Source organism: Faecalibacterium taiwanense (assembly GCF_036632915.2).
GTDB classification, from domain to species: domain Bacteria; phylum Bacillota; class Clostridia; order Oscillospirales; family Ruminococcaceae; genus Faecalibacterium; species Faecalibacterium taiwanense.
On sequence record NZ_CP155552.1, the window covers coordinates 2,386,759 to 2,412,689 of the forward strand.

Below are 25,931 nucleotides of genomic sequence, written 5' to 3' on the forward strand. Positions count from 1 at the left end.
GTCTATAACATTCCTGAATCGTCATGGTTTGTCGCTATGCCTTTCTTTTTCTACTTATCCCGCCTGATTTGCCACAGAGTGACAAAAGCGCCATCCATTTTGTTGCACTTTGTTGCGTTTTTAATATATCACGCCTTACTGCGTTTTTCAATGCAGAGACAAAAAGTCTTGCACTTTTCACATATTGTCCCGAGTTTTTCTTGCAATTTGCCTATCAATTTCTTCCGGCTGGCTTTTTTCTCCGACTTTGCCGTGCCTGCATGGCTGCAGGGCTTATCCTGCCGTTTCTCTGCACGGAAAACGCATTTGAAGAAAAAGGTAAAAAAACAGTTGACAAAAGCCTTTTTGCATGATAGAATAAACAAGTCGTCCGGCGAAGGACACAAAAAGTGAATATGGGCGTGTTCCCGAGTGGCCAATGGGGACAGACTGTAAATCTGCTGCTTTCAGCTTCGGTGGTTCGAATCCACCCGCGCCCACCAAAAGAACCAGCGTAGAAATTACGCTGGTTTTTGTTTTGCCCGGCATCTTAAGTCTCACTCTCGAGGGTGGATTCGAACAGCTGCGGCGACATCGCTGAAGATGGCGCAAAAACAGCCCGGTGGGCTGTTTTCAGCAGCGCGGCTCGCGACATCCACCCGCGCCCACCAAAAACCTCAACGTATGCAAGTACGCTGAGGTTTTTGTTTTGCGATAAGGCTAAACTCATCGGGCGGGTGGATTCGAACAGCTGCGGCACCGTTCAGCAGGACGATCTCCAGCAGTGCAAGGATCAGCAGAACAATAAGAACCGTAGTAACCATCGTGTCCCGTGCATCATAATATTTTGCAACGGTATTCAGGTTGGTACTCTGTGCATTGATTTTTTAAATTTTTCTTCAAAAAAATCATTGACAACGCTTTCTGTGCATGATAAAATCACATTTGATTTTGAGAGACAAAGCATAGCAGAGTCTTTTCAAAGCAATTTACCATGGACCGCCCAGCGGGGCTAAGGCCATACGGACAGCCGGGTCCACTGCCGACCGGCGGCACAGCCGCCATTATTGATTGAGCGTAGCAGCTCGAATTTTATAAGTTGGTTCCTTTACAACCATGAAATTGCGCAGTCAGTGTGCAGACTTGTGAAACGGTCAATAAAGAGCAGTAAAAGCAGAATTGCTATATAGACTCTCATAATCCCGTCTTTTTTGAATCATGCGAAGCGGCCTTTGTACTCTGGTGTTTCTTCCGGGGGTCTTTGGCGGCGCATTCAAATGCTTTTCAAAGCGCAAGTCTGCACTTTTTGTGCGGTACTTGCGCTTTTTTGTTTGCATCGGGATCAGGGACGGAGGAAAAACATGAGTGAGAACCGAACACGGTTCCGGCTGAACCAGAACCGTGCGCCCATCTATGAAGCGCTGGAACAGTTCCGCAAAATGCGGGTGGTGCCCTTTGATGTGCCCGGCCACAAGCGAGGCCGCGGCAACCCGGAGCTGACCGCCTTTCTGGGCCAGCAGTGCGTGGGCGTGGATGTGAACAGCATGAAGCCGCTGGATAATCTCTGCCACCCGGTATCGGTCATCCGGGAAGCAGAGGAGCTGGCCGCAGATGCCTTTGGCGCTGCCCACGCGTTCCTCATGGTGGGCGGCACCACCAGCAGTGTGCAGAGCATGGTGCTTACCGCCTGCAAGCGCGGCGATGAGATCATTCTGCCCCGCAATGTGCACCGCAGTGTGCTGAACGCACTGGTACTGTGCGGCGCGGTGCCGGTGTATGTGAACCCCGAGGTGGACAAGCGCCTTGGCATCTCGCTGGGCATGAAGCGGGAACAGGTGGAAAAGGCCATTAAAGAGCATCCGAATGCCGTGGCTGTTCTGGTGAATAACCCCACCTACTACGGCATCTGCTCTGACCTGCGCGCCATCGTAAAAATGGCCCACGATGCCGGGATGCTCTGCCTTGCGGATGAAGCCCACGGCACCCACTTCTACTTTGGCGGCGGCCTGCCGGTGTCTGCCATGGCGGCAGGGGCTGATATGGCATCCGTCTCCATGCACAAGAGCGGCGGCAGTTTAACGCAGTCCAGCCTGCTGCTCATCGGCCCCAATGTGCACCCGGGCTATGTGCGGCAGATCATCAACCTGACCCAGACCACCTCCGGCAGCTACCTGCTCATGTCCAGTCTGGATATCTCCCGCCGCAACCTTGCGCAGCGCGGGCGGCAGGTATTCCACCAAGTGGCCGACATGGCCGAGTATGCCCGCGAGGAGATCAACGCCGTGGGCGGCTACTACGCCTTTGGCAAGGAGCTGTGCAACGGCGACTCCGTTTTTGACTTTGATACCACCAAGCTCAGCGTCCACACGCTGGATATCGGCCTTGCAGGCATTGAGGTGTACGACATCCTGCGCGATGAGTACGACATCCAGATCGAGTTCGGCGACATTGGCAACATCCTTGCCTATCTTTCCATCGGCGACCGCCCGCAGGAGGTGGAGCGTCTGGTCAGCGCATTGGCCGAGATCAAGCGCCGCTACCAGACCGACGGCTCCGGCCTGCTGAGCCAGGAATACATCGACCCTGTTGTGGCTGCCAGCCCGCAGGAAGCGTTCTATGCGCCCAAAAAGAGCCTGCCGCTCCGGGAGACCGAGGGCATGGTGTGCAGCGAGTTCGTCATGTGCTACCCGCCGGGCATTCCCATTCTGGCCCCGGGCGAGCGCATCACCAAGGAAATTTTGAACTACATCGAGTACGCCAAGGCCAAGGGCTGCAGCATGACCGGCCCCGAGGACCCGGACATCGAGCGGCTGAACGTTCTGGCATAAGGAGGGAATGCAGATGGAATTTTGGTTTTCCGAGTTTCACACCCCGGACGTGAAGCACAGCATCCGGGTGAACAAACAGCTCTACTCCAAGCAGAGCGATTACCAGCGCATCGATATTTTTGAAACGCCGGAGTTTGGCCGGGTGCTCACATTGGACGGCAATGTGATGCTGACCGAGCGCGACGAATTCATCTATGACGAGATGATCGTGCATGTGCCCATGGCGGTGCACAAGCAGGCAAAAGACATCCTTGTCATCGGTGCCGGTGACGGCGGCGTGGTGCGGGAGCTGACCCGCTACGACCGGGTGGAGCGCATCGACCTTGTGGAGATGGACCCGCAGGTGGTGGAAGCCTGCCGCGCCTTCCTGCCCAGCAACGCCTGCCGCATGGATGACCGCCGGGTGCACATCTATTTTGAGAACGCCCTCAAGTATATCCGCCGCTGCGAGGAGGAGTACGACCTCATCATTGTGGACTCCTCCGATCCCTTCGGCCCATCCGAGGGTCTGTTCACCCGCGAGTTCTACGGCAGCTGCTTCAATGCCCTGAAAGCGGACGGCATCATGGTGAACCAGCAGGGCAGCCCCTTCTATGCCGAGGATGCCAGCGCCATGCAGCGCAGCCACAAGCGTATTGCGTCCACCTTCCCCATCAGCCGAGTGTATCAGGCACACATTCCCACCTTTGCGGCTGGGTACTGGCTGTTCGGCTTTGCCAGCAAAAAGTATCATCCCATCGATGATCTGGATGCAGACGCATGGAAGGCGCTGAACATGCGCACCCGCTATTACACCGCCCGGCTGCATGTCGGCGCATTTTACCTGCCGGCATTCCTTGAGGAAATGCTGCGGGAAGTGGAGGAACACTGATGCAACCCAACATTGAAAACTTCATCGGCTGTGACAGCAGCTACCGCGCCGCCAGCATCGTGCTGTACGGTGCGCCCTACGATTCCACCACCAGCTACCGCCCGGGCGCACGGTTCGGCCCGGCGGCCATCCGACACGAAAGCTATGGTCTGGAGACCTACAGCCCCTATCAGAATGCCGACCTGACCGATTTTGACATCTTCGACAGCGGCGATCTGGAGCTGTGCTTCGGCTCCAGCGAGAGTGCCCTTGCGGACATCGAAGCCCGCGCAGAGGAGATCCTGCAGGACGGAAAGTTCCCATTGCTGCTGGGCGGTGAACATCTGGTGACGCTGGGTGCCGTGCGGGCTGCTGTGAAGAAATATCCGGATCTGCACATCGTGCACTTTGATGCCCACGCCGACCTGCGGGACGACTACCTTGGTGCAAAGCTGAGCCACGCCTGCGTGCTGCGCCGCTGCCATGAGCTGGTGGGCGACGGCCGCATCCATCAGTTCTGCATCCGCAGCGGCGACCGCGCCGAGTTCGAGTTTGCAGCCCAGCACACTGAGATGCACAAATTCGATTTTACCGGCCTTGCCGAGCTGACGGAACAGCTGTGCGAGAGCAAGGTGCCCGTCTACCTGACCATCGACCTCGACTGTCTGGACCCCTCCTGCTTCCCCGGCACCGGCACGCCCGAAGCCGGCGGCGTGAGCTTTTTGCAGCTTCTGGATGCCATCCGCACCGTGACGAAAGCCAACATCGTAGCCGCAGACCTCAACGAGCTGGCTCCCACGCTGGATACCACCGGCGTTTCCACCGCCACCGCCTGCAAGGTGCTGCGCGAAACACTGATCGCGCTGGACAAGGGCTGGCCCGGCTTTCAGGTCTGACCGAATTTGCACACATTGACATAAAGGAGAAAAATCATGAGCAAAGTTCTGATCATCGGCTGCGGCGGCGTGGCCTCCGTTGCCATCCACAAGTGCTGTCAGGTACCCGAGGTGTTCACCGAGATCTGCATCGCCAGCCGTACCAAGTCCAAGTGCGACAAGCTGGCTGCAGAACTGGCCCCCAAAACCGCTACCAAGATCACCACCGCACAGGTGGATGCCGACAAGGTGGACGAAGTGATCGCCCTCATCAAGGCTTATCAGCCCGACCTCGTGATGAACATTGCCCTGCCCTATCAGGACCTGACCATCATGGATGCCTGTCTTGCCTGCGGCGTAAACTACATGGACACCGCCAACTACGAGCCGGAGAACACCGACGACCCGGAGTGGCGTGCCATCTACGAGAAGCGCTGCAAGGAAGCGGGCTTCTCCGCCTACTTTGATTACAGCTGGCAGTGGGCCTACGCAAAGAAGTTTGAGGAAGCCGGCCTGACCGCCCTGCTGGGCAGCGGCTTCGACCCGGGCGTGACCCAGGCTTACTGCGCCTACGCCAAAAAGCACGAGTTCGACACCATTGACACCATTGATATTCTGGACTGCAACGGCGGCGACCACGGCTATGCCTTTGCCACCAACTTTAACCCCGAGATCAACCTGCGCGAGGTGTCCGCTCCCGGCAGCTACTGGGAGAATGGCCACTGGGTGGAGATCCCGGCTATGAGCATCAAGCGGGAATACAACTTCGATCAGGTGGGCGACAAGGATATGTACCTGCTGCACCACGAGGAGATCGAGTCCCTTGCCAAGAACATCCCGGAGGCAAAGCGCATCCGCTTCTTCATGACCTTTGGCCAGAGCTATCTCGACCACATGCGCTGTCTGGAGGATGTGGGCATGCTGTCCACCACCCCGGTCAACTTCAACGGGCAGGAGATCGTGCCCATCCAGTTCCTCAAGGCTCTGCTGCCGGACCCCGCCAGCCTTGGCCCCCGCACCAAGGGCAAGACCAACATCGGCTGCATCTTCACCGGCAAGAAGGACGGCAAGGAAAAGACCTACTATATTTATAATGTGTGCGACCATCAGGAGTGCTACAAGGAGGTCGGCTCTCAGGCCATCAGCTACACCACCGGCGTACCGGCCATGTGCGGCGCACTGATGCTGCTCACCGGCAAGTGGACCACCAAGGGCGTGCACACTGTGGAAGAGTTTGATCCGGACCCGTATCTGGACGCTCTGGACAAGTACGGCCTGCCCCGTTCCGAGAGCCACAGCCCGGCGCTGGTGGACTGATGCGGCTGGCCGATACCCGCCCGCCCTTTGCGGGCCTTACAAACCTTTCTTGGGAAGCGCTTGCCTCTCTGCCCACCCCCTGCTACCTGCTGGACGAAGGGCAGCTGCGCCGCAACGGCGAACTTCTGCTGGGGGTGCAGCAGCGCACCGGCTGCAAAATTCTGCTGGCGCAGAAGGCTTTTTCCAACTTTAATGTTTACCCGGTGCTGGCCCCTTATCTGGCGGGCACCGAGGCCAGCGGCCTGTACGAGAGCCGCCTTGGCAAAGAAGAGCTGCCGGAAAAAGAGAACCATGTGTTCTGCGCGGCCTACCGGGCAGACGAGTTCGCGGAGCTGCTGCAGTACGCCGACCACATCGTGTTCAATTCGCCCAGCCAGCTGGCAAAGTTCGGCCCGGCAGCAAAGGCGGCGGGCAAGAGCGTGGGCCTGCGGCTGAACCCGGAGTGCTCCACGCAGGAAGGCCATGCAATTTACGACCCCTGCGCCCCGGGCAGCCGCCTTGGCACCACCCGCACCCAGTGGGATGCCGCCGTGCAGGCAGACCCGGCCCTGCCCGAATTACTGGACGGACTGCACTTCCACACCCTGTGCGAGCAGGATGCCGATGCACTGGCCCTGACGCTGGCGGCGGTGGAAGCAAAGTTCGGGGGCTTCTGCCCCGGATGAAGTGGCTCAACTTTGGCGGCGGGCACCATATCACCCGCCCCGGCTACCGCCTTGCCACGCTGGAACAGTGCATTACCGAAACACAGAAAAAGTACGGCGTGCAGGTGTATCTGGAGCCGGGCGAAGCATGGGCGCTGAACGCCGGGTATCTTGTTACCACTGTGCTGGATACTTTGCAAAATGGCGAGACGAGCCTTGCCATTCTGGACATGTCTGCGGCCTGCCACACCCCGGATGTGATCGAGATGCCCTACCGCCCGCCGCTGCTGGATGCCGGAGACCCCGGCGAAAAGCCGTACCTCATCCGCCTTGGCGGCCCCACCTGCCTTGCCGGGGATGTGGTGGGCGACTACAGCTTTGCCTCCCCGCTCACCGAGGGGCAAAGGCTCATTTTCGGCGATATGGCCATCTACACCACCTGCAAGAACAACACCTTCAACGGGATGCCGCTGCCGCCCATCTGGGCAATGGACGAAAGCGGCACCTGCCGGGAGCTGGTGAAGTTCGGCTACAGCGATTTCAAGATGCGGCTGGGACGTGCAGCGGATTAAAGTATGACCCTTACGGCAAATCTGTATTCATTCAAAAGACAGCCTGTATCAAAACCGCCCAAAATGCACGCTGTTCAAGTACAGTTTCTTTTTATCATCTGACGAAAATAAAAAAAAATTCATATTCAGCCTAGACAAGTTCCTTTTCATGTGCTAAAACAATGCTAAGAAACCCGCAACGATGCAGGATCTGAGGATCACTGCGCCGTTGCGGGTTTTTCTTGTTTTATCTGGGAAAGTGTCAAGAAATAATAGAGGAGGCAATTCTTATGAAAGCATTCATTTCGCGTCGTGATTTCCTGAAAGCGGCAGGCATCACCGCCGCAGCAGCAGCTTTGGCAGGCTGCTCTTCTTCTGGCGGTTCCGCAAGCGGCTCTTCTGCAGGCGGCAAGACCATTAAGATCGGCGTGTTTGAACCGGCTTCCGGTGATAACGGCGCAGGCGGCAAGCAGGAAGTGCTGGGTGTCGAGTATGCCAACAGCCTTGCTCCCACCGTGGAGATCGGCGGTGAGACCTATAACGTGGAGCTGGTGGAAGTGGATAACCAGTCCAGCACCGATAAGGCCGTGACCGCTGCACAGGAGCTGGTCTCCAAGAAAGTCTCTATCGTGCTGGGCAGCTACGGCTCCGGTGTTTCCATTGCAGCCGCTCCCACCTTCCAGTCCGCTTCCATCCCGGCCATCGGCTGCTCCTGCACCAACCCCGCCGTGACCGAGGCCAACCCCTACTACTTCCGTGTCTGCTTCCTTGACCCGTTTCAGGGCTCGGTCATGGCAAACTTTGCAAAGGATGAGTTCAGTGCTGCCAACGCCTACGTGCTGAGCATGCTGGGCGAGGACTACGGCTCCGGTCTGGCCACCTACTTCGTCAACGCTTTTGAGGATCTGGGCGGCACTGTTACCAGCGAGCAGTTCCCCGAGGGCACCTCGGACTTCTCCGCCTACATCCAGAACGCCATCAACGCCGGTGCAGATGTGATCTTTGCTCCCTGCGCTACCACCTACGCAGCCCAGATCATCACACAGGCTGCTTCTACAGGCTTCGATAAGCCCATTACCGCAGGCGACACATGGGAGTCCAGCGTTATTCTGGATGCCCAGAAGGGCACCAGCGTGCAGGTGTATTGCTCCACCTTCTTTGATGAGAACGATGATTCCGGCGCAGCCAAGGAGTTCGTGACCGGCTTTAAGGAGTGGCTGAACGCCGACAGCCAGAAGCTGACCAACAACGGCGGCAATGACATCGTGGCAGCTGTTTCTGCACTGGGCTACGACGGCTACATGGTGGCTCTGGAAGCCATCAAGGCAGCAGGCAGCACCGACGGCACCGCCATCCGCGATGCCCTGTACGGCGTAAACTACGACGGCGTGACCGGCAACATCACCTTTGACCAGACCACCGGTGATGCCAACAAGGATATGGCTTACATCAAGAAAGCTGCCGACGGCGCATTTGAGTTCGTCAAGACTCAGAGCGTGGAAGGCTGATTTGAACCTGTAAACTCCTTCAGTCAACGCCTGACGGCGTTGCCAGCTCCCTCATTGATGGAGCCTTTTTATAGCTTTCCGGCAAGTTTGGCCCTCTGGGAGGGGGCTGTCACCGGAGGTGACTGAAGGAGTTTATTTTATTAAAAGTTGTAAGAAATGGAGGGTCCCACTTATGGCTGCAAAGTTTCTGCCCTATTTGCTGGCAGGTATCTCGGTGGGCGGCCAGTATGCATTGATCGCCATTGGCTACACGATGGTGTACGGCATCCTGCGCCTGATCAACTTTGCCCACGGCGATATCTTTACCGTAGCCGGTTTTCTGATGGTGTACGCTACTGCTTCCTTCCGCTGACCATTTCCATCCCGCTGGTGGTGGTGGCAACGGTACTGCTGGGCATCGCAGTGGAAAAGATTGCCTACAAGCCCCTGCGCACTGCGCCGCGCATGTCGGTAATGATCTCCGCGATCGGTATGTCCTACCTTTTGCAGAACTCGATGTGGTATGTCACCGGCGGTCTGGCCAAGCAGTACCCTGCCCTGCCGTGGATCAGCGACACCGTCACGGTGCTGGGCTGCCAGACCAAGCGGGTGACGGTGGTAACGCCGTTCCTCGTCATTGTGCTGGTGGCAGCACTTGTTACCCTGATCCAGAGGACCAAGATCGGCATGGCCATGCGCGCCGCTTCCCGCGATTTTGAGACCGCTCAGCTGATGGGCATCAAGATCAACAATGTCATCTCCTTTACCTTTGCGGTGGGCAGCTTTCTTGCGGCCATCGGCTCCATGATGTATTTTTCCAACTACACGGCAGTCACCCCCACTGTGGGTGCGATGCCCGGCCTGAAAGCTTTTGTGGCTGCGGTGTTCGGCGGCATCGGCTCCATTCCCGGTGCGGTGATCGGCGGCTTCATCATCGGCATCTGCGAGAGCCTTATTAAAGGTGCAGGCGCTACCACCTTCAGTGATGCGTTCACCTTTGCACTGCTGATCGTGGTTCTGGCCGTCAAGCCTACCGGCCTGTTCAGTGAAAACCTGACCGAGAAAGTGTGATGACCATGAAACAAGAGAAAAAACGCATCTATCTCCGGGCCGCACTGGCGCTGGCCGCTCTGCTGGTGGTGCTGCTGGCACTGGATAACCTTAGCTTTGTGCCCTCCATGCTGCTCACCGTGCTGCGCAAGGGTGCCATCTATGCACTGGTGGCTGTCTCCATGAACCTGCTGAACGGCTTTACCGGCCTGTTCAGTCTGGGTCAGGCAGGCTTTATGCTGCTGGGTGCCTACACCTACGCCATCCTCACCATTCCCGCCGCTTCGCAGAAGTCCATCTATCAGCGCTATGCAAACGGCGGCATCGGCTTCTCCATCCCGGAGCTGCTCTCCAAACCTCTGGGCGGCTTCGGCCTGCTGCTGGGCGTTGTCTTCTGCCTGATCCTGGCCGGTTTTATCGCAGCGCTGTTCGCCTTTCTCATCGGCCTGCCGGTGCTGAAGCTGAAGAGTGACTACCTTGCCATTGCCACACTGGGCTTTGCAGAGATCATCCGTGCCGCCGTGGTTTACGAAGGCTTTGGCCCGCTGACCAACGGTTCCAACCTTCTGTACGGTTTCACCAGCTTTGCCAGCTTCAACCTTTCGCTGGGCGGCACGACCCTGCATCTGGAAACGGTGATGCCCTTCCTCTTTTCCGGTGTGTGTATCGCCATCATCCTGCTGCTCATCAACTCCACCTATGGCCGTGCCTTCAAGGCCATCCGTGACGATGAGATCGCTGCCGAAGCCATGGGCATCAACCTTGCCAGCCACAAGCGCATTAGCTTTATCATCAGCAGCTTCTTTGCCGGTATCTCCGGCGCAATGCTTGCCATGTATCAGGCCAGCGTGCAGGCCACCACCTTCAAATCCAGCATGACCTACGAGATCCTGCTGATCGTGGTCATTGGCGGCATCGGCTCGGTGTCCGGCTCCATCATCGCGTCCTTCCTGTTCATCGCCAGCTCCGAATGGCTGCTGCGCTTCCTCGACAATGAGACCTGGATCGGCGGCTTCCGTGTGCCGCTGCTGCGTTCCGGCTTCCGCATGGTGGTGTTCAGCATCATCATTATGGCGGTGGTGCTGTTCTTCCGCAAGGGTATCATGGGCGACCGTGAATTGTTCCAGAAAAAGCCCGCATCCACTGCAAAAGCTGCCAAAAAGGAGGCGCGTTCCAAATGAGTGAAAACGTATTGACCATTGAAAACGCCACGATGCAGTTTGGCGGCGTGGTGGCTGTGGACAATCTGAACCTGAAGGTGGATAAAGATCAGATCGTCTCCCTCATCGGCCCCAACGGTGCCGGCAAGACCACCGCGTTCAACGTTGTCACCGGCGTGTATGCGCCCACCAACGGCGCGGTGTGGTTCGAGGGACGCAAGATCATTGAGAACACGCCCCACGGCAAGATGAAAAAGCTCTATAAGGGCCAGAACGCGAGCAAGTATTCCCACATGATCGCCCCCACGCCCGATAAGATCACCCAGATGGGTATTGCCCGCACCTTCCAGAATATCCGTCTATGGAAGAGCCAGACCGTGTTTGAGAACGTGCTCATCGCCAAGCACTGCCGCCGCTCGGCCAACCTGCTGAGCGCTACCTTCCGGCTGAATGCAGACGAGGAAAAGCGCCAGCGCGAGGAGTGCGAAAACCTGCTGCATGTGCTGGGACTTGAGGATGTGCGCAATGAACTGGCTACTGGCCTGCCCTACGGCCTGCAGCGCCGGGTGGAGATCGCGCGCGCGCTTGCCACCGAGCCGAAGCTGCTGCTGCTGGATGAGCCTGCTGCCGGTATGAACCCGCAGGAGACCGAAGAACTGACCGCCTTTATTGACCGCATCCGCACCGATTTCAGACTGACTGTGTTCATGATCGAGCACCACATGGATCTGGTGATGGATATTTCCGACCGGGTCTATGTGCTGGACTTTGGCCGCTTGATCGCCGAGGGTACGCCCGCCGAGGTGCAGAACGACCCGCGGGTGATCGACGCTTATCTGGGGGTGGACGAAGATGCTTGAGATCAAGGATTTACATGTTTCCTATGGCGGCATTCAGGCCTTGCGCGGTGTGTCGCTGAACGTGCCGGACGGCAAGATCGTTACCCTGATCGGTGCCAACGGCGCAGGCAAGTCCACCCTGATGCGCACCATTTCCGGCCTTGTAAAGGCACAGAGCGGCTCCATTTTGTGGAACGGGCAGGAACTGCTGGGCAAGCCCATCGACCAGATCGTGGCCAGCGGCATTGCCATGTCGCCGGAGGGCCGCCGGGTGTTTGCCGACCTGACTGTGCTGGAAAATCTGAAGATCGGCGCATACCTGCGCAAGGATAAGGCCGAAACCGAAAAAGACCTTGAGTGGGTGTACAGTCTGTTCCCCCGCCTGAAGGAGCGCAGCTGGCAGAGCGCCGGCACCCTTTCCGGCGGCGAGCAGCAGATGCTGGCCGTGGGCCGCGCCCTGATGAGCAAGCCGAAGCTGCTCATGCTGGACGAGCCAAGCCTTGGCCTTGCGCCCATCGTGGTGCGGGAGATTTTTGATATCATCCGCACCGTGAACCAGCAGGGCATCACCGTGCTGCTGAACGAGCAGAACGCCAACATGGCCCTGAAGGTGGCCGATTACGCCTATGTGCTGGAGACCGGCACCCTGACCCTTTCCGGCACGGGTGCTGAACTGCTGACCAATGAACAGGTCAAGGCCGCATACCTCGGCAAAAAGCGCGTTGACCGCACCTGAAACTTTATAAGAACCGCTAACGGCAGAGAGGGGCTGCTGCAAAACAGCTCCATGAAAAAATAACGCAAAAAAATGTCTCCGTATGGCAGGCGGAACAGGCTCATCACACTACCAACAAAGAAAAACAGGGCGTTCCCGACGGGGAACGCCCTGTTGTACATATCGCTTGTCTGTGGTCTTTTGCAGGGTGCGTCCGCAGGGCGCACCCTGTTTTTTTACTATGCTTCATCGTTTTCCACACGAAGCATCCGGTATCCGACACCAACATGGGTTTGGATCAGATGCGGCGCATCCGGGTATCGTTCCAATTTTTTGCGCAGGGATGCCATATAAACACGCAAGGAAGCAATGTCATTTTCCTGCGTGCTTCCCCATATTTGCTGTGTGATGGATGTATGCGTCAGCACCTTGCCCACATTATGCGCCAGCACACACAGCAGTTTGTACTCGATGGGGGTCAGATGCAATTCATTCTCACCCAGCCAGACGCACCCGGCCGAGAAGTCGATCTTCAAAGGACCATTGACAAAAACCGGACTGTTTATGCCGTCAGAAGCCAGCAGATTCAATCGGCGCTGCGTTACACGCAGTCTTGCCAGCAGCTCGTCCACGGAAAACGGCTTTGTCAGATAATCGTCAGCGCCGTTGTCCAGTGCCTCGATCTTATCAGAATCCTCGCTCCGGGCACTCAGGACAATGATGGGCAGGTTCGACCATGTGCGGACGCTGCGGATGACCTCGATGCCGTCTATATCGGGCAGCCCAAGATCCAGCAGCATGATGTCCGGATTGTGGCTGGTAGTCATCATGATCGCCGTTTCCCCATTGGAAGCAGTCAGATATTTATAGCCGTGGGTCTTCAGGGTCGTTGTGATCAGACACCGTACAGGAACATCATCCTCTACGACCAGAATGGACGGCTTATTCATGAATGTTCACCTCGCTTTGCGGCAATGCAAAGGAAAAGACACTGCCATTGGGAATGTTGTCACGCAGGGTCAATGTTCCGCCGTGAGCCGTCAAGATTGCACGGCAGAGGGGCAAGCCCAAGCCAAGGCTGCGGTGGCTGTCTGCGATGCGGCTCTGCCCGGTATAAAACATCTCGAACACCTGTGCTTTTGCGCGATCCGGAATACCGGGGCCGTTATCTGCCACTTCCACTACGACCTGATGGTCTTTCCGGTAAGCCGAAATCTGAATGACCGAGCCCACGGGGGTGTATTTGATGGCGTTATCCACCAGATTGACAACGACCTGCATGATCAGCCGTGCATCCACATTGACCAAGAGGATCTCGTCCCCATACTGTGTTGTGATGGTGTGTTCGCAGCTTTTCCGGTTGACATGATGCAGCGCTTCTTCGATCATTTCGTCCATCAGCTGCGGTGAGATCTGCAGATTCATCCGTCCATCTTCAATGCGGGTGATGGAAAGCAGATTTTCCACCAGACCGATCAGCCATTGTGCATCGTCAAAAATATCGGTGCAGATCTTGTTCCGGGTCTCTGTATCCAGCGTTTCTCCGTTGGAAAGCAGATTGCTGGCATTGCCGGAAATGGAGGTCAGCGGGGTGCGCAGGTCATGCGAGATCGTGCGCAGCAGGTTTGCCCGCAGCTCTTCATTTTTTGCCTGCACGGTTGCCTGCTCTTTTTCCAGCGCATTTCTGCGGTTTTCGATGGCCAGCGCACCTTCGCCCAGAATGGAAAGCAGCACACTGTTTTCAAAGGCATCCAGCGGTTTTTCGGACAGATCGATCCCGATCACTCCAAACACGCCGCCTCCGGTCCGAAGTGCAAGATAAAGTCCCTTTGCATCCGGGTAGCTATCCGTGCCTGCACCGGAACGCTTTTTGTTGGCAAACGTCCAGTTTGCTGCATCCCGTTCTTCCGGTGCAGAAAAGATGTTTTGCGCCGTTTCCCCGTCAACTCCAAAAACCTGTTCTGCCCCAAGACCTCCGTTTTGTTCCAGGTAGACGATCAGACTCCGGTTCAGCAGCTTCATCAGCTGGGAAGCTGTCAGCGAAAAGATTTCTTCTTCACTTTTGGCTTTCTGTAAAAGCTGATTCGTATCAAATAGTACTTTTGTCCGGAATGCTGCCTGCGCAGACATTTTTGCATGGTCTTTCAACCGTGTCGTCAACGTACAGGTAATCATTGCAGAGGTCAGCATCAGGGCAAACGTAACCTGATAACCGGGGTCATACGCATGGAATGTCAGGTATGGCTCGGTCAGGAAGAAATTGTACAATGCTACACTGGCAACGGACCCCAGCACACCGCAGGTATAACCGCTGGTACACAATGCGGTGAACAGCATCCCCAGCATATAGAGCATAATAATGTTATAACGCGCAAAGTCCAGCTGCAGGAAAAAGAAGCCGATGAGCGTGATGCAGCTCAGGATGCCTGCGGTGATCAGAAGATCACGGACAGACGGCAGAAGCGGACGGGTGAACAGCTTTCGTCCTGAACCGTAGCCGTTCTCTGCAGAAGCATCCGGGATGATGTAAATATCCAGATTAGGCGCAGTCAGCGTCAATTTTTCAGTCAGTGACGGTCCACTCCAGAAATGGCGGCGATGTACGCTGGAGCTCCCCAGTACGATTTTTGTAATGCCGGAGATGCGGGCAAACTCTGCGATCTGCTGCGGAATGTCATCCCCATAGATCGTAGAAATGTCGGCACCTGCCTGCTCTGCCATACGAATGTGCTGCTGCAAGCGCCGACGATCTTCTTGTCCCATCTGATCCGAATCCGGAGTCCGGACATACAGAGCTGTAAAGGTCCCTCCAAACGCCTTTGCCATTGTTGCTGCCGTCCGCACGATCTTTGCATTGGAGGGAGAGGACGACAGACACGCCAGAATATGTTCAGTGGGTGGGTCGTTCTGATTCATAAAAATCACCTGCCTTGCCCACAGTATAGCACAATTTGATGGTCACGACCACCAGCCACGTCTTTTTCCTTCCTGTTGAAGGATCTCCTTCCGCATGTGATCCAGCGCATCTGCTGCCCAAAAACCACTCAACATGACTCCAAGAACCATCAGTAACAAAACGACATCCATATGATCCGTCCTATCTTTTCAGAGCCGGAAACACTTCTGGATCGATGCGTATTTTCCCAAAACCAGCATACTTTCATCCCGGCACAGCTGCGTATCCGGCGTGATGCTCATATCGAGCTTTCCGTCTTTTTTCAGCGCAAGAATGTTGATGTTATACTTTTTTCGGATATTGATCTCACCGATCGTGCGATCCATCCATTCCGGCGGAATGGTCACTTCCATGATAGCGTGGTCGTCCTGCAGCTCGATATAATCCAGAATGTGTTCGGAGCTGTATCGGATCGCCGCCCACTTTGCCAGCTGCTTTTCCGGGTAGACCACTTCATCCGCACCGTTGCGCAGCAGAAACTTGGCTTGTACATCCCGCTCTGCACGCGAGACCACAAGCTTTGCCCCCAATTCTTTGAGCAGTGAAGTGGTTTCCAGCGAGTTTTGAAAATTACCGCCGATGGTTACGATGCACACATCAAAATTGCCGACACCAAGGGAGCGCAGAAAGTATTCGCTGGTGCTGTCACCGATCTGTGCATTCGTCACATAGGAAAGCACAGCGTTCACACGGTCTTCGTTGCTGTCGATTGCCATGACCTGATGACCCAGCTCATTCAGTTCCTGCGCAATATGGCGGCCAAAACGGCCAAGCCCAATCAAAAGAATCGATTTCATACTTGTCTCCTTTATCCGATTGCGATCTTCTCCTGCGGCAGACGAGAGTGGGCAGGGCTGCTGCCAAATGCCGCATAGATCAACGTCAATCCACCAACACGTCCCAAAAACATCAGTGCGATCAGCACCCCCTGCGAAAGGACCCCCAACTGCGGCGTGATGCCCAATGTCAGACCCACCGTTGCCACAGCCGAAGCAGTCTCATACAGACAGACTGACATCGGCAGCTGCTCGGCCGCAGCAATGACAAAGGCTCCGAGGAAGAACAGCGTCAAATACATCCCTGCGATCGTGGCAGCATTCTTGACCGCAGAACCATCTATGCGCCGCCCGAAAAATTCGGCATCTTCTCTGCGGCGGAAGGTCGCCCACATATTGGCCAGCAGAACGGCAAATGTTGTGGTTTTCATGCCGCCTGCCGTAGAGCCGGGCGAACCGCCCAACAGCATCAGAACCACCATCAATGCCTGTGAAGTGCTGCCCATCGCAGCAAGATCGGCGGTGTTAAAACCGGCAGTACGGGGGGTAACGGATTGAAACATCGACAATAAAATGCGCTGCCGGGCAGAGCCTGCCGTGAACTCGAAGCAATAAAAGTACAGCGTCGGCAATACCAGAAGAAATGCCGTTGTGACAAGGATCACCTTGCTCTGCATCCGGTAACGGTGAAAATCAAGGCGATATGTACAAATATCCTCCCATGTCAGAAAGCCAAGTCCGCCAAAGACGATCAGGGCCGCGATCACTGTGGTAAGCAATGGGTTACCTGCATACCGTGTCAGCGAAACAAATTTTGCCCCCTCTGTTCCCAGCAGGTCAAAGCCGGCATTGCAGAACGCCGAAATGGAATGAAACAACGCGTACCAGATCCCGCGCAAACCATAATCGGCGCAGAACGTCGGCAGCAGCAGTGCAGCACCGACCAATTCAAACAGGGCGGTGATCCGCAGAATAAAGCCTGTCAGCCGCACGATGCCGCCCATCTGCGGGGCAGCAGTAGCTTCCTGCATCGTGCTGCGCTGCTTGAGGGAGATCTTTCGCCCGGAAAGCAGCGCAAAGGCAGCGCCCACCGTAATGACACCTAATCCTCCGATCTGGATCAGAAGAAGGATCACGCTTTGCCCAAAAGCCGACCAGTAGCTGCCGGTATCCTGAACCACAAGTCCGGTCACGCAAAGGGCGGAGGTGGAGGTAAACAGTGCCTCATGGAACGGTGTGACGCACCGCTGCTGTGCAGCGATCGGGAGCATCAGAAGCAATGCGCCCACCAGATCGACTGCCGCAAAACCTGCAATAATAACCTGAAAAGAAGAAAAACGGTGCCGCTTGTAACGAGGATATTGAATCATAAAAGCTCCTTTACCTATCCGTGTGCATAAAGATTAGCATGGAATAGATAAAAGAGCCGTAAAGAAAATTGTAGAAATATAAAGATTCCATTAAAATTGATCGATCAACACCAAATAATAAATGTAGGAGATCGAGCCGACCACGACAACATCCTTGAACTGAATATACGCACCAAAAAGTACCCATGCAGCTTCAGCGCAAAATCTCCAGCAGACGCCTGCCGGCTTCCTGCTGCGATTCCCCAAACGCCACCGCCAGCTCCTCCCGCAGGACGCGCTCTACCATCTGGTAGAAGTAGGTATCCATAGCGTTGATCTTCCGGCCACGGCTTTGCTGCTGGGTCTGCTTTTGTCCCAGCTCCTTGAACAGGGTCAGGTACTGGTAAAAATCATTGGTGTGGAGCAGTGCCTGATAGTGTTCTGCCAGCGCCGTCTGAATTCCCGTAGGGATGGGCAGCGTCTCCGCTTTGATCCGTGCAAGGTCGGCTGCTGCCTGCTGTGCCGGGGTCACCGGGCGCAGAACACCCTCTTTTGCCGTGGGGATATAGCTGCGGTCGTGGGAATCCGAAAAATAGGGCCGGAGGGTGTAATACTCTCTGGCGGGCTCATCGCAAAAGTGCCGCAGCCCGACCCTTTCCACCTCGTGCACTCCCAGATTTCCGTAGACCACCAGCGCTCCCGCCTGAAACCGTGACATGGTATTGCCTCTTTCCCTTGTATGAAAAGGCTGCAAAAACAGACTTTCCAGCGTAATTTTACTCTTTACTTTATTGTACCACGGTAGGTTGGCGGGCTTCAAAGGGCATCTTTCACAAAGTTTTCCTCGTGCAATCTGCGCAGAATGCCCAGTACAATTCTTGTGCAAAACTGCCTTTGCAAATTCCAGACAGGCAGGCTATAATGATTTCGTACAACGAGTAGCACTCATGCGTAAAACCGGTTGCATGAGGGCTGCCCGTTGTTTTTGTTTGCCCCAAAATGGAAAGGTAAAGGTGAATCCCATGGAAAGCTCCAATCAATTTCTCGGCACGGAGCGCATCAGCAAGCTGATGCAGAAGTATGCGATCCCGTGCATTATTTCGCTTCTGGTCGGCGCACTGTATAACATCGTGGACCAGATCTTTATTGCAAACGCCAGCTATCTTGGCTCCTACGGCAACGCCGCCAATACGGTCGTTTTCCCGCTGACGGTGGTGGCACTGGCTATTGCCGTGATGATCGGTGACGGCTGCTGCGCCTTCGTCAGTATCAGCCTTGGGCAGAACGAGGTCCCCAAGGCAAAGCGGAGCGTCGGCAATGCGGTGGTGATGTGTCTGGTCAGCAGCATTGTGCTGGCGGCGCTCTATCTGGTTTTTGCGGACAACATTCTCGCCATGTTCGGCGGAACGGTCAACGCCGAGACCTACCACCACTCCCAGGAGTATTTCTTTTATATCACGCTGGGCGTGCCCTTTTATATGTTTGGGCAGGCCATGAACCCCATCATCCGCGCGGATGGCAACCCCCGGTTTGCCATGATCTCCACCCTTGCGGGTGCGGTGCTGAACATTATTCTGGACCCCGTTTTCATTTTCGGCTTGCGCTGGGGCATGATGGGCGCGGCGGTGGCTACTGTGATCGGTCAGCTGGTCACCGCAGCGCTGGCAGTGTGGTATCTGCTGCACATGAAGATCATCCGTCCTGAAAAGGGCGACTACCGGCTGAAGGGCTCCATCTGCGGCCGCACCCTGACCCTTGGCATGACCAGCTTTCTGTCCCAGATCAGCCTTGTGGCGGCTATGGCAGCCATCAACAACATGATCCGCAAATACGGCGCACTGGACACCGTGTTCGGGCAGGAGCAGTATGCACAGATTCCCATGGCAGTTGTTGGCATCGTGATGAAGTTCTTCCAGATCGTCATCTCCATCGTGGTGGGCATGGCGGCTGGCTGCATCCCCGTGGTGGGTTTCAACATGGGCGCAAAAAAGCCTGCCCGTGTGAAGGAGCTGTTCACAAAACTGCTGCTGGCAGAAGCGGCCGTGGGCGTTGTTGCGCTGGTGCTGGTGGAGGGCTTCCCGCGGCAGCTGATCGCCCTGTTCGGTGCTGCCAACGAGAGCGTCTACTACACCGATTTTGCAGTGCGCTCCTTCCGCATCTACCTGTGCATGATCATTCTGGCCTGTGTCAACAAGGCCTGCTTCATCTTTTTGCAGGCCATGGGCAAGGCAGTGGAATCCACCGCCCTGTCCATGGTGCGTGAGGTGGTGTTCGGCGTGGGCTTTGCCCTGCTGCTGCCCCGGTTCTTCGGGCTGGACGGCGTGCTGTACTCCATGCCCATGTCGGATATCCTCACCTTCCTGATTGCAGGCTATCTGATCTGCAAAACCTACCGTGAACTGAACCAGAAAGGAGAAGTCTAATGGAAAAACATATCATTACCATCAGCCGCGAGTTTGGCAGCGGCGGCAGAACCATCGGCAAACTGGTGGCAGAGCATCTGGGTATCCCATGCTACGACGCCGAACTGCTTCAGAAGCTGGCTGCAGAAAGCGGCTTTGACGAAAACTACGTCAGGGAGGCCGGAGAGTACACCCCCGGCGGCTTCCTTGCTTCTGCCTTCACCGACCGCAGCTTCGGTCTCACTAACGAGGACCTGCTTTGGAAGCTGCAATACCGGATCATCCGGGAACTGGCAGAAAAAGAGTCCTGCGTCATCGTGGGGCGCTGCGCCGACTTCATCCTGCAAGACCGCACCGACTGCTTGAAGGTCTTTGTCCACGCCGACCTGAAGTTCCGGGCAGACCGCATCGTGCGAGTCTACGGCGAGCGGGAGAAATCTCCCGAATCCCGGCTGAAGGAGAAGGACAAGCGCCGCGCCGCCTACTACCGCTTCTACACCGATATGAACTGGGGCAATGCCGCCAACTATCATATTGCGCTGGATAGTGGGGTCATCGGCATTGAAAAGAGTGCGGAGATCATTGAAAGTCTTTCATAAGCTGTAATTTCCGGCAGTCTCAGAGCCGATAGTGCAAAACGCCGCCCGCCTGCGTTCCGTTACGCAGGTGAGCGGCAGTTTTTGTCAATGGAAATTTTTCTCCCATCCCGGAGCAGCAGTTCCACGCAGCCGATATCCATGTTATCCACTGTTACTACGAAAGGGGAATTATTGGGTGAAGCAAAAAAGACAGTAGACAGTCTGCCTCCCGGTAGACATTCCTACGGGTTGGGCACCGCAGCGGAATCTGGTGGTCAGGGCCTTACGGGTTGCGTTTGCTGATTTTTCTGCAGCCCCTTGGCAGGGCTTTGAAAAATCAGAACGCGGCCCCAACAACTCCTCCCTGTTTCAGCCGCTGGCTGCGGTCGTCGTCGTTGCTGTTCAAGTCCTCTTATCCGCAGTTACTGCTAAAGGGAAACTGCCGTGTAAAACAAAAAAGACAGTAGACAGTCTGCCTCCCGGTAGACATTCCTACAGGTTGGGAACCGCGCACTAACAAAAGCCCCACTGGGGCTTTTGTTGCCCCGCCTGCGGTGGGGCCGTGCTGTTCAAGTCCTCTTATCCGCGGTTACTGCTAAAGGGAAACTGCCGTGTAAAACAAAAAAGACAGCTATCAAAAGCTGTCTTCCTTGTGGTGCAGTAAAGCAATCCAAATCCGAACCATTTCCCTTTGATGCGGCTTCTGCCGCTTCCCCAAAGGTGACGGTCTGTGTTCCTTCTTTATAGTTGAAGGTTATCAAAACCTTATCATCATACAGGTAAATCGCATTGATGAAGGTATCCACTAGTGCCTGCCGCTGGTCTTTCAGGCTCATGTCCAGCTTACGGAACCGCAGCAGCCAAAACCTGATAAATTCTTCGGTCACTTTCGGCTTCGCCAGCTTTTCTTCCGCAATGCGTGCTTCAAGCTCACGCTTGGTTTCTTCCAGCTGCTCCAACCGCTCCTTGGTGGAGCTGGTCAGGATACCGGCCTGAATCGCATTGAGCATATTCTGGATACCGGATTCTGCATCCCGGAGCTGCTTTTTATAAAGGGGAATGTTGGTATTCTCCTTGTTTTGCAGTTCCATCACCTTGGCGATGATGGATTCCATAGCGGCATCGTCTTTCACAAGCTGCATGGTCTGGTTGACCACCAGATCTTCCAGCCACTGTTTGCGGACGGTCTTTTTCTTGCAGCCCTTGTGCTTTTTGGCAGTGGCACATTTATAGTAGCGGTGGACTTCACCCGTCCGGCTTGTGCCGCTTTCGCCAAACATCAACGCCCCACAGTAGCCGCAGAACAGCTTGGTGGTGAGCAGGTAGTCATCCTCTGCCTTTCTACGGGCAGGGGCTTTTTTGTTTTTGGCGATCTTTTCCTGCACATCGTTGAAAAGCTCTGCGGACACAATGGAGGGAATCGCATCGGGAATCAAAACATCACGATATTTCAGCTCCCCGATGTAGCGGCGATTGTTCAGCATATGCTGAATGGTGTTGAAGGTCATCAGCCCGCCACGCTGGTTCTTGACGCCCTTTTCGTTCAGCCAATCCCGAATTTCCCGCATGGTCTGGCCATCGTTGTACCGCTGGAAGGTTTCTGCCACAAAGGGAGCAGTCAACGGGTCGATTTCAAAGCGGTGGTCTGCGTTGATGATGTAGCCAAAGGGAATGGCACCGCCAGTGAACTTTCCCTTCAGTGCGTTTTCGGTCATGCCACGAATGACCTTTTCAGACAGGTCAGCGGAATAATACTCGGCATAACCTTCCAGCACCGATTCCAGAATGATGCCCTCCGGTCCCTCGGAGATGATCTCGGTGGCAGACATGAGCTTGACACCGTTCTTCTTCAGCTGGGTCTTGTACCGGGCACTGTCGTAGCGGTTCCGGGCAAAACGATCCAACTTCCAGACCAGCACGATGTCAAACAGCTTCTTGTCACTGTCCTTAATCATCTGCTGAAACTCCGGGCGGTTGTCCGTCTTGGCAGAGATAGCACGGTCAATGTAGTGCTTGACGATGGTGATGCCGTTCTTTTCCGCATAGGCAGTGCATTCACGAATCTGGCCTTCAATGGATTCTTCGCGCTGGTTATCCGATGAATAGCGGGCATAGATCACGGCGGTCATGGCAGGCACCTCACTTTACACATCATTGAACGGTGGAGTGTTCTTTTAAAGCAATGTTTCGTATAATGGATATACCACATTTTACAGATGATTGCAAGCTTTTTATACGCTTTTCACGAGATTCAGTAAAAAACATGAACTCCTATGAAAGCAAAATATTCACATTCCATGGTTCTATGAAGGTGCCCGGAGCAATTGTGTCATTTTGACACAATTCCTTATTTCTCCATAAACCATAAAAATTCAACTTTTTAATGCAGCAGCTACAACGTTGGATTGCATATCGCAAATATACTATTTGAATATTGCGCTGATTTTTGTCTTGTTACGGTTTCGCAATAAGACCAAAGTGGTGGGTATCACGATGATACCCACCACTTTAGCCAAGTAAATTTTTATTTTTGAATCGTAAAACGGAACGAGGTTCCCTTCTCCACCGCAAAGCAGGCGTCTGCATGGGGCTTTGCGCCCCAGCTGTTGTCGCCGCCCACGCCGCGCTGGAAAGCAGCGCAGCGGACGACCGTCTTATTGTCGTCCCGGGGCAGCTCGTAAAGGTGGCGGGCGTTTTCCAGTTCATGGGGCGTGTAGGGCAGCGCCGAGAAGGTCATGCCGTCCCCTGCAAAGCCGATGCCTATATTCAATCCGCTGCCGGTGACAGTTGCACTGTACACGCCGGTGCGGCTGCCGCACTCCTGCGGGTAGACCGGGGTGTTCTGGGCAAAATCCTGCCGGACGTTGTAGTTCCACGCACCCATCTTGCCGCCTGCAGTGCGGTCGGCGGTGGTCTCCCGGGGGCCAAGACCCAGATAGGAGACTTCCGTCAGCTCCCGACGCAGCGGGAAGAGCAGACCGAACTCCGGCAGCTCAGTGCGCGTGCCCTGCCATGTCATGGTGATATCACAGCGGCCTGCGCCGTCAATGGCAAAATCAATGGGCAGCGTCTGCCCATCTGGCAGGGTGTAGTTTGCGCGGGCGATGACGAAATCGCCCTTTGTTTCAGCGGTCAGGTTATCGCAGCGGGCGTAGAGACCGGCGGTTTTCCAGAAGGCAAATGTAAACGGCTCTGCACAGCCCTCGTCGTTGTTGGTGGGCGCACGCCAGAAATTGGGGCGCACGGTATCGTCCAGCAGCTGCACGCCGTTATAGCGGATGGACACCAGCCCCTTGCCTCGGCCAAAGATGTACTCGAAGCCCTCGCCCTTTACGCCGACGTTGCAGTCCATCTCCACCAGCTGCGGGGCGGGCAGGGTCAGCCGGGCGACGGCGTAGTTGTGCCATACCTGCCCCAAAGCGGCTTCATAGCCCGCCGGGATGCCGGGCAGTGCAGCCCGCTGGATGGCGGTAACGGTCATGCAGGCAAGCCCAGCCTCCGGTAAGGCAAAGGGAAACGGGATGTGCTCCGTCCCGCCCGGCTTGCAGTCTGCCCGCAGCACCGCCCGGCGCTCCGGCTTGCCGTTGACCGAGGACGCAAACACAAGGTCGTAGGCGTTCAGGTCGGTAAAGAGATTCCGGTTTTCAATCACGGCTTCCGTGTCGGTCAGGGTGATCTTCAGCGGTGCGTAGGCCGCCTTGACGGCGTCCATTTTGGGGGTGTTACGGCGGTCGGGCAGCACAAGGCCGTCCACGCAGAATTCCCGGTCGGTGGGGCGGTCGCCGAAGTCGCCGCCATAGGCAAAGCCGGGCTTGCCGTCCGGGCTTGTCACTGCAATGCCGTGGTCCATGTACTCCCAGATAAACCCGCCCTGATACAGGGGCTCTTCGTAGGCATACTCGGTGTAGTCGGTGATGCCGCCGCAGCTGTTACCCATGGCGTGGCTGTACTCGCACATGATAAAGGGCTTTTCCGGGTGCTCTGCCAGAAACTTTTTGATGTCTGCCACCGGGGTGTACATCTGGCTTTCCATATCGGAGGTGGCGGGGTACTCCCGGTTCCAGAAAATGCCCTCGTAGTGCACAAGGCGGCTGGGGTCGGTGTTGCGGAAATACTCGCTCATCTCCCACAGGGTCTTGCCGCCGTGGCTCTCGTTGCCGCAAGACCAAATGAGGATGGCCGGGTGGTTTTTGTCCCGTTCCAGCATGGCTTCGGCGCGGGCAAGCACATTTTCCCGCCACTCCGGGCGGGCACCGGGCAGCGTCCACTCGTCCGAGCCGTCCGCACCCAGCTTCTGCCATGTGCCGTGGGTCTCCAGATTGGTCTCCCCGATGACATACAGGCCGTATTCATCGCAGAGGGACAGGAAATAGGGGTCGTTGGGGTAGTGGCTGGTGCGCACGGCGTTGACGTTGTGGGCCTTCAGGTTCTTTACATCCCACAGCATCTCTTCCCGGCTGACGGTGCGGCCGGTGCGGCAGCTCCACTCGTGGCGGTTGACACCCTTGAACACGATACGCTTGCCGTTCAAAAGCATCTGGCGTTCTTTCAGCTCAAACTTACGCAAGCCGACTTTCAATCCGGTGCGCTCCACGAGAGCACCCTCGTTCAGCAGGGCAATTTCTGCTTCGTACAGGTTCGGCTGCTCGGCGCTCCACAGGGTGGGATGCTCCACCGTAAAGGTGAAGGAGACATCCTGCACGTCCTCTTCCACGTCCGGGTCGGCCTCGCCCTTGCCGAACACCACACCGCTGTCGTATTCGGCAGGTTCGCCCACCTCAGCAGACTGCTCCTCGCCATCAAACACCACCGAGATGGTGCCCGCGCCGCTGACCTTGCAATCAAAGGTGACAGTGGCACTGGAAAAGTCCGGGGCAAAATCCTGCTTCACAAAGACATCCTCGAGGTGAATTTCCGGCTTTGTGAACAGCTCCACAGAGCGGAACAAGCCGCTCATGCGCCAGAAATCCTGATCCTCCAGCCAGCTGCCGGAGGAGAAACGGTACACCTGTACCGTCAGGGTATTTTCGCCGGGGTGGACGGCGGCGGTCATGTCAAATTCAGCGGGAGTGAAGGTATCCTCGGTGTAGCCGATGTAAACGTCATTGCACCAGACGGCGGCAGCGCTGTCCGCGCCGTTCAGGTGCAGATAGCAGCTTGCCCAGCTTTCCGGCAGGGTGAAACTGCGCTGGTATTCCCCGATGGGGTTATAATCCTGCGGAATCTGACCGGGGTGCAGCTTTTCATGGCCGTCCCACGGGTACTGGGTGTTGACGTAATGGGGCGTGCCGTAGGGCTGGCCGGGCTTTTGCAGGCTCTGCATTTGGATGAAGCCGGGCACGGTCAGGGTGTCCCAGTCTGAGAAAGGCGCAGTCAGGTTTTCCGCATAGTGGAAAGCCCATTCGCCATCCAAGCTGACGGCCAACGGCATTTCCGGGCTTGTCTGGTCTGCAAAATGAGCGTGGAAGGGCAAACGGTTCTGCTGGAAAATTTCCGGGTCGGCCAGAAGCGCCGATGTGATAGGATTATTTAAAGGCATAAATGTCACCTCGCAGCATTTTCTGCTCTCATTATA

17 protein-coding genes, 1 tRNA gene and 2 pseudogenes are annotated in these 25,931 nt (G+C 56.0%); 13 read left to right on the plus strand and 7 right to left on the minus strand.

What is annotated here, in order from left to right; translation table 11 throughout:
- The first annotated feature begins 397 nt into the window (after positions 1-397).
- The 11 genes and pseudogenes from PXT33_RS11775 to PXT33_RS11825 all read left to right on the plus strand — a co-directional run bounded on the left by PXT33_RS11775 (position 398) and on the right by PXT33_RS11825 (position 12,316).
- Positions 398-482 (plus strand) — tRNA-Tyr (locus tag PXT33_RS11775).
- An 858-nt stretch (positions 483-1,340) separates the two neighbouring features.
- The gene (locus PXT33_RS11780; protein WP_097775018.1) at positions 1,341-2,807 is read left to right on the plus strand and encodes an aminotransferase class I/II-fold pyridoxal phosphate-dependent enzyme; all 1,467 of its coding nucleotides are present in this window, start codon (positions 1,341-1,343) and stop codon (positions 2,805-2,807) included.
- Positions 2,808-2,820: 13 nt separating this feature from the next.
- The gene (gene speE, locus PXT33_RS11785; protein WP_044953854.1) at positions 2,821-3,678 is read left to right on the plus strand and encodes a polyamine aminopropyltransferase; all 858 of its coding nucleotides are present in this window, start codon (positions 2,821-2,823) and stop codon (positions 3,676-3,678) included.
- On the plus strand, positions 3,678-4,553 hold the full coding sequence (gene speB, locus PXT33_RS11790; RefSeq protein WP_005943304.1) for an agmatinase: 876 nt from the start codon (positions 3,678-3,680) through the stop codon (positions 4,551-4,553). Before speE ends, speB begins: the two co-directional genes overlap by 1 nt.
- Positions 4,554-4,589: 36 nt before the next feature.
- A complete protein-coding gene (locus PXT33_RS11795; RefSeq protein ID WP_005943308.1) occupies positions 4,590-5,849 on the plus strand; it encodes a saccharopine dehydrogenase family protein in 1,260 nt (419 codons plus the stop codon).
- Positions 5,849-7,065: pseudogene (locus PXT33_RS11800) on the plus strand (carboxynorspermidine decarboxylase). Before PXT33_RS11795 ends, PXT33_RS11800 begins: the two are co-directional and overlap by 1 nt.
- A gap of 269 nt (positions 7,066-7,334) precedes the next feature.
- Positions 7,335-8,552: an ABC transporter substrate-binding protein gene (locus PXT33_RS11805; protein WP_332376625.1), complete on the plus strand. Its 1,218-nt coding sequence runs from the start codon at positions 7,335-7,337 to the stop codon at positions 8,550-8,552.
- 172 nt (positions 8,553-8,724) lie between these two features.
- Positions 8,725-9,602: pseudogene (locus tag PXT33_RS11810) on the plus strand (branched-chain amino acid ABC transporter permease).
- A complete protein-coding gene (locus tag PXT33_RS11815; protein WP_405002384.1) occupies positions 9,602-10,762 on the plus strand; it encodes a branched-chain amino acid ABC transporter permease in 1,161 nt (386 codons plus the stop codon). The pseudogene PXT33_RS11810 and the gene PXT33_RS11815 overlap by 1 nt, the downstream one beginning before the upstream one ends.
- A complete protein-coding gene (locus PXT33_RS11820; protein WP_005943322.1) occupies positions 10,759-11,601 on the plus strand; it encodes an ABC transporter ATP-binding protein in 843 nt (280 codons plus the stop codon). Before PXT33_RS11815 ends, PXT33_RS11820 begins: the two co-directional genes overlap by 4 nt.
- Positions 11,594-12,316, plus strand: coding sequence for an ABC transporter ATP-binding protein (locus PXT33_RS11825; protein ID WP_097775012.1), 723 nt, complete (start codon positions 11,594-11,596; stop codon positions 12,314-12,316). The genes PXT33_RS11820 and PXT33_RS11825 overlap by 8 nt, the downstream gene beginning before the upstream one ends.
- Before the next feature lie 218 nt (positions 12,317-12,534).
- Here PXT33_RS11825 and PXT33_RS11830 read toward each other — a convergent pair whose 3' ends face one another.
- The 5 genes from PXT33_RS11830 to PXT33_RS11850 form a co-directional block, all read right to left on the minus strand.
- A complete protein-coding gene (locus tag PXT33_RS11830) occupies positions 12,535-13,245 on the minus strand; it encodes a response regulator (RefSeq protein ID WP_249236351.1) in 711 nt (236 codons plus the stop codon).
- Positions 13,238-15,211: a DUF4118 domain-containing protein gene (locus PXT33_RS11835; protein WP_155115887.1), complete on the minus strand. Its 1,974-nt coding sequence runs from the start codon at positions 15,209-15,211 to the stop codon at positions 13,238-13,240. The genes PXT33_RS11830 and PXT33_RS11835 overlap by 8 nt, the downstream gene beginning before the upstream one ends.
- Positions 15,212-15,400: 189 nt before the next feature.
- Entirely contained in the window at positions 15,401-16,048 is a 648-nt protein-coding gene (locus tag PXT33_RS11840) for a TrkA family potassium uptake protein (RefSeq protein WP_249237700.1), read from the minus strand.
- Positions 16,049-16,059: 11 nt separating this feature from the next.
- Positions 16,060-17,397: a TrkH family potassium uptake protein gene (locus tag PXT33_RS11845; RefSeq protein WP_097781474.1), complete on the minus strand. Its 1,338-nt coding sequence runs from the start codon at positions 17,395-17,397 to the stop codon at positions 16,060-16,062.
- Between the two features lie 193 nt (positions 17,398-17,590).
- Positions 17,591-18,094 (minus strand): CarD family transcriptional regulator, encoded by a 504-nt coding sequence (locus PXT33_RS11850; protein WP_332376628.1) that lies wholly within the window; start codon positions 18,092-18,094, stop codon positions 17,591-17,593.
- Positions 18,095-18,398: 304 nt separating this feature from the next.
- Between PXT33_RS11850 and PXT33_RS11855 the strand changes: the two genes are divergently transcribed.
- Positions 18,399-19,799 (plus strand): MATE family efflux transporter, encoded by a 1,401-nt coding sequence (locus PXT33_RS11855; RefSeq protein ID WP_347070553.1) that lies wholly within the window; start codon positions 18,399-18,401, stop codon positions 19,797-19,799.
- Positions 19,799-20,377 (plus strand): AAA family ATPase, encoded by a 579-nt coding sequence (locus tag PXT33_RS11860; RefSeq protein ID WP_120081030.1) that lies wholly within the window; start codon positions 19,799-19,801, stop codon positions 20,375-20,377. Before PXT33_RS11855 ends, PXT33_RS11860 begins: the two co-directional genes overlap by 1 nt.
- A 548-nt stretch (positions 20,378-20,925) precedes the next feature.
- On the opposite strand, the gene PXT33_RS11865 is transcribed toward PXT33_RS11860, so the two are convergent.
- On the minus strand, positions 20,926-22,485 hold the full coding sequence (locus tag PXT33_RS11865; RefSeq protein WP_332376629.1) for a recombinase family protein: 1,560 nt from the start codon (positions 22,483-22,485) through the stop codon (positions 20,926-20,928).
- Between the two features lie 395 nt (positions 22,486-22,880).
- The gene (locus PXT33_RS11870) at positions 22,881-25,895 is read right to left on the minus strand and encodes a glycoside hydrolase family 2 TIM barrel-domain containing protein (protein ID WP_332376630.1); all 3,015 of its coding nucleotides are present in this window, start codon (positions 25,893-25,895) and stop codon (positions 22,881-22,883) included.
- Positions 25,896-25,931: the final 36 nt, after the last annotated feature.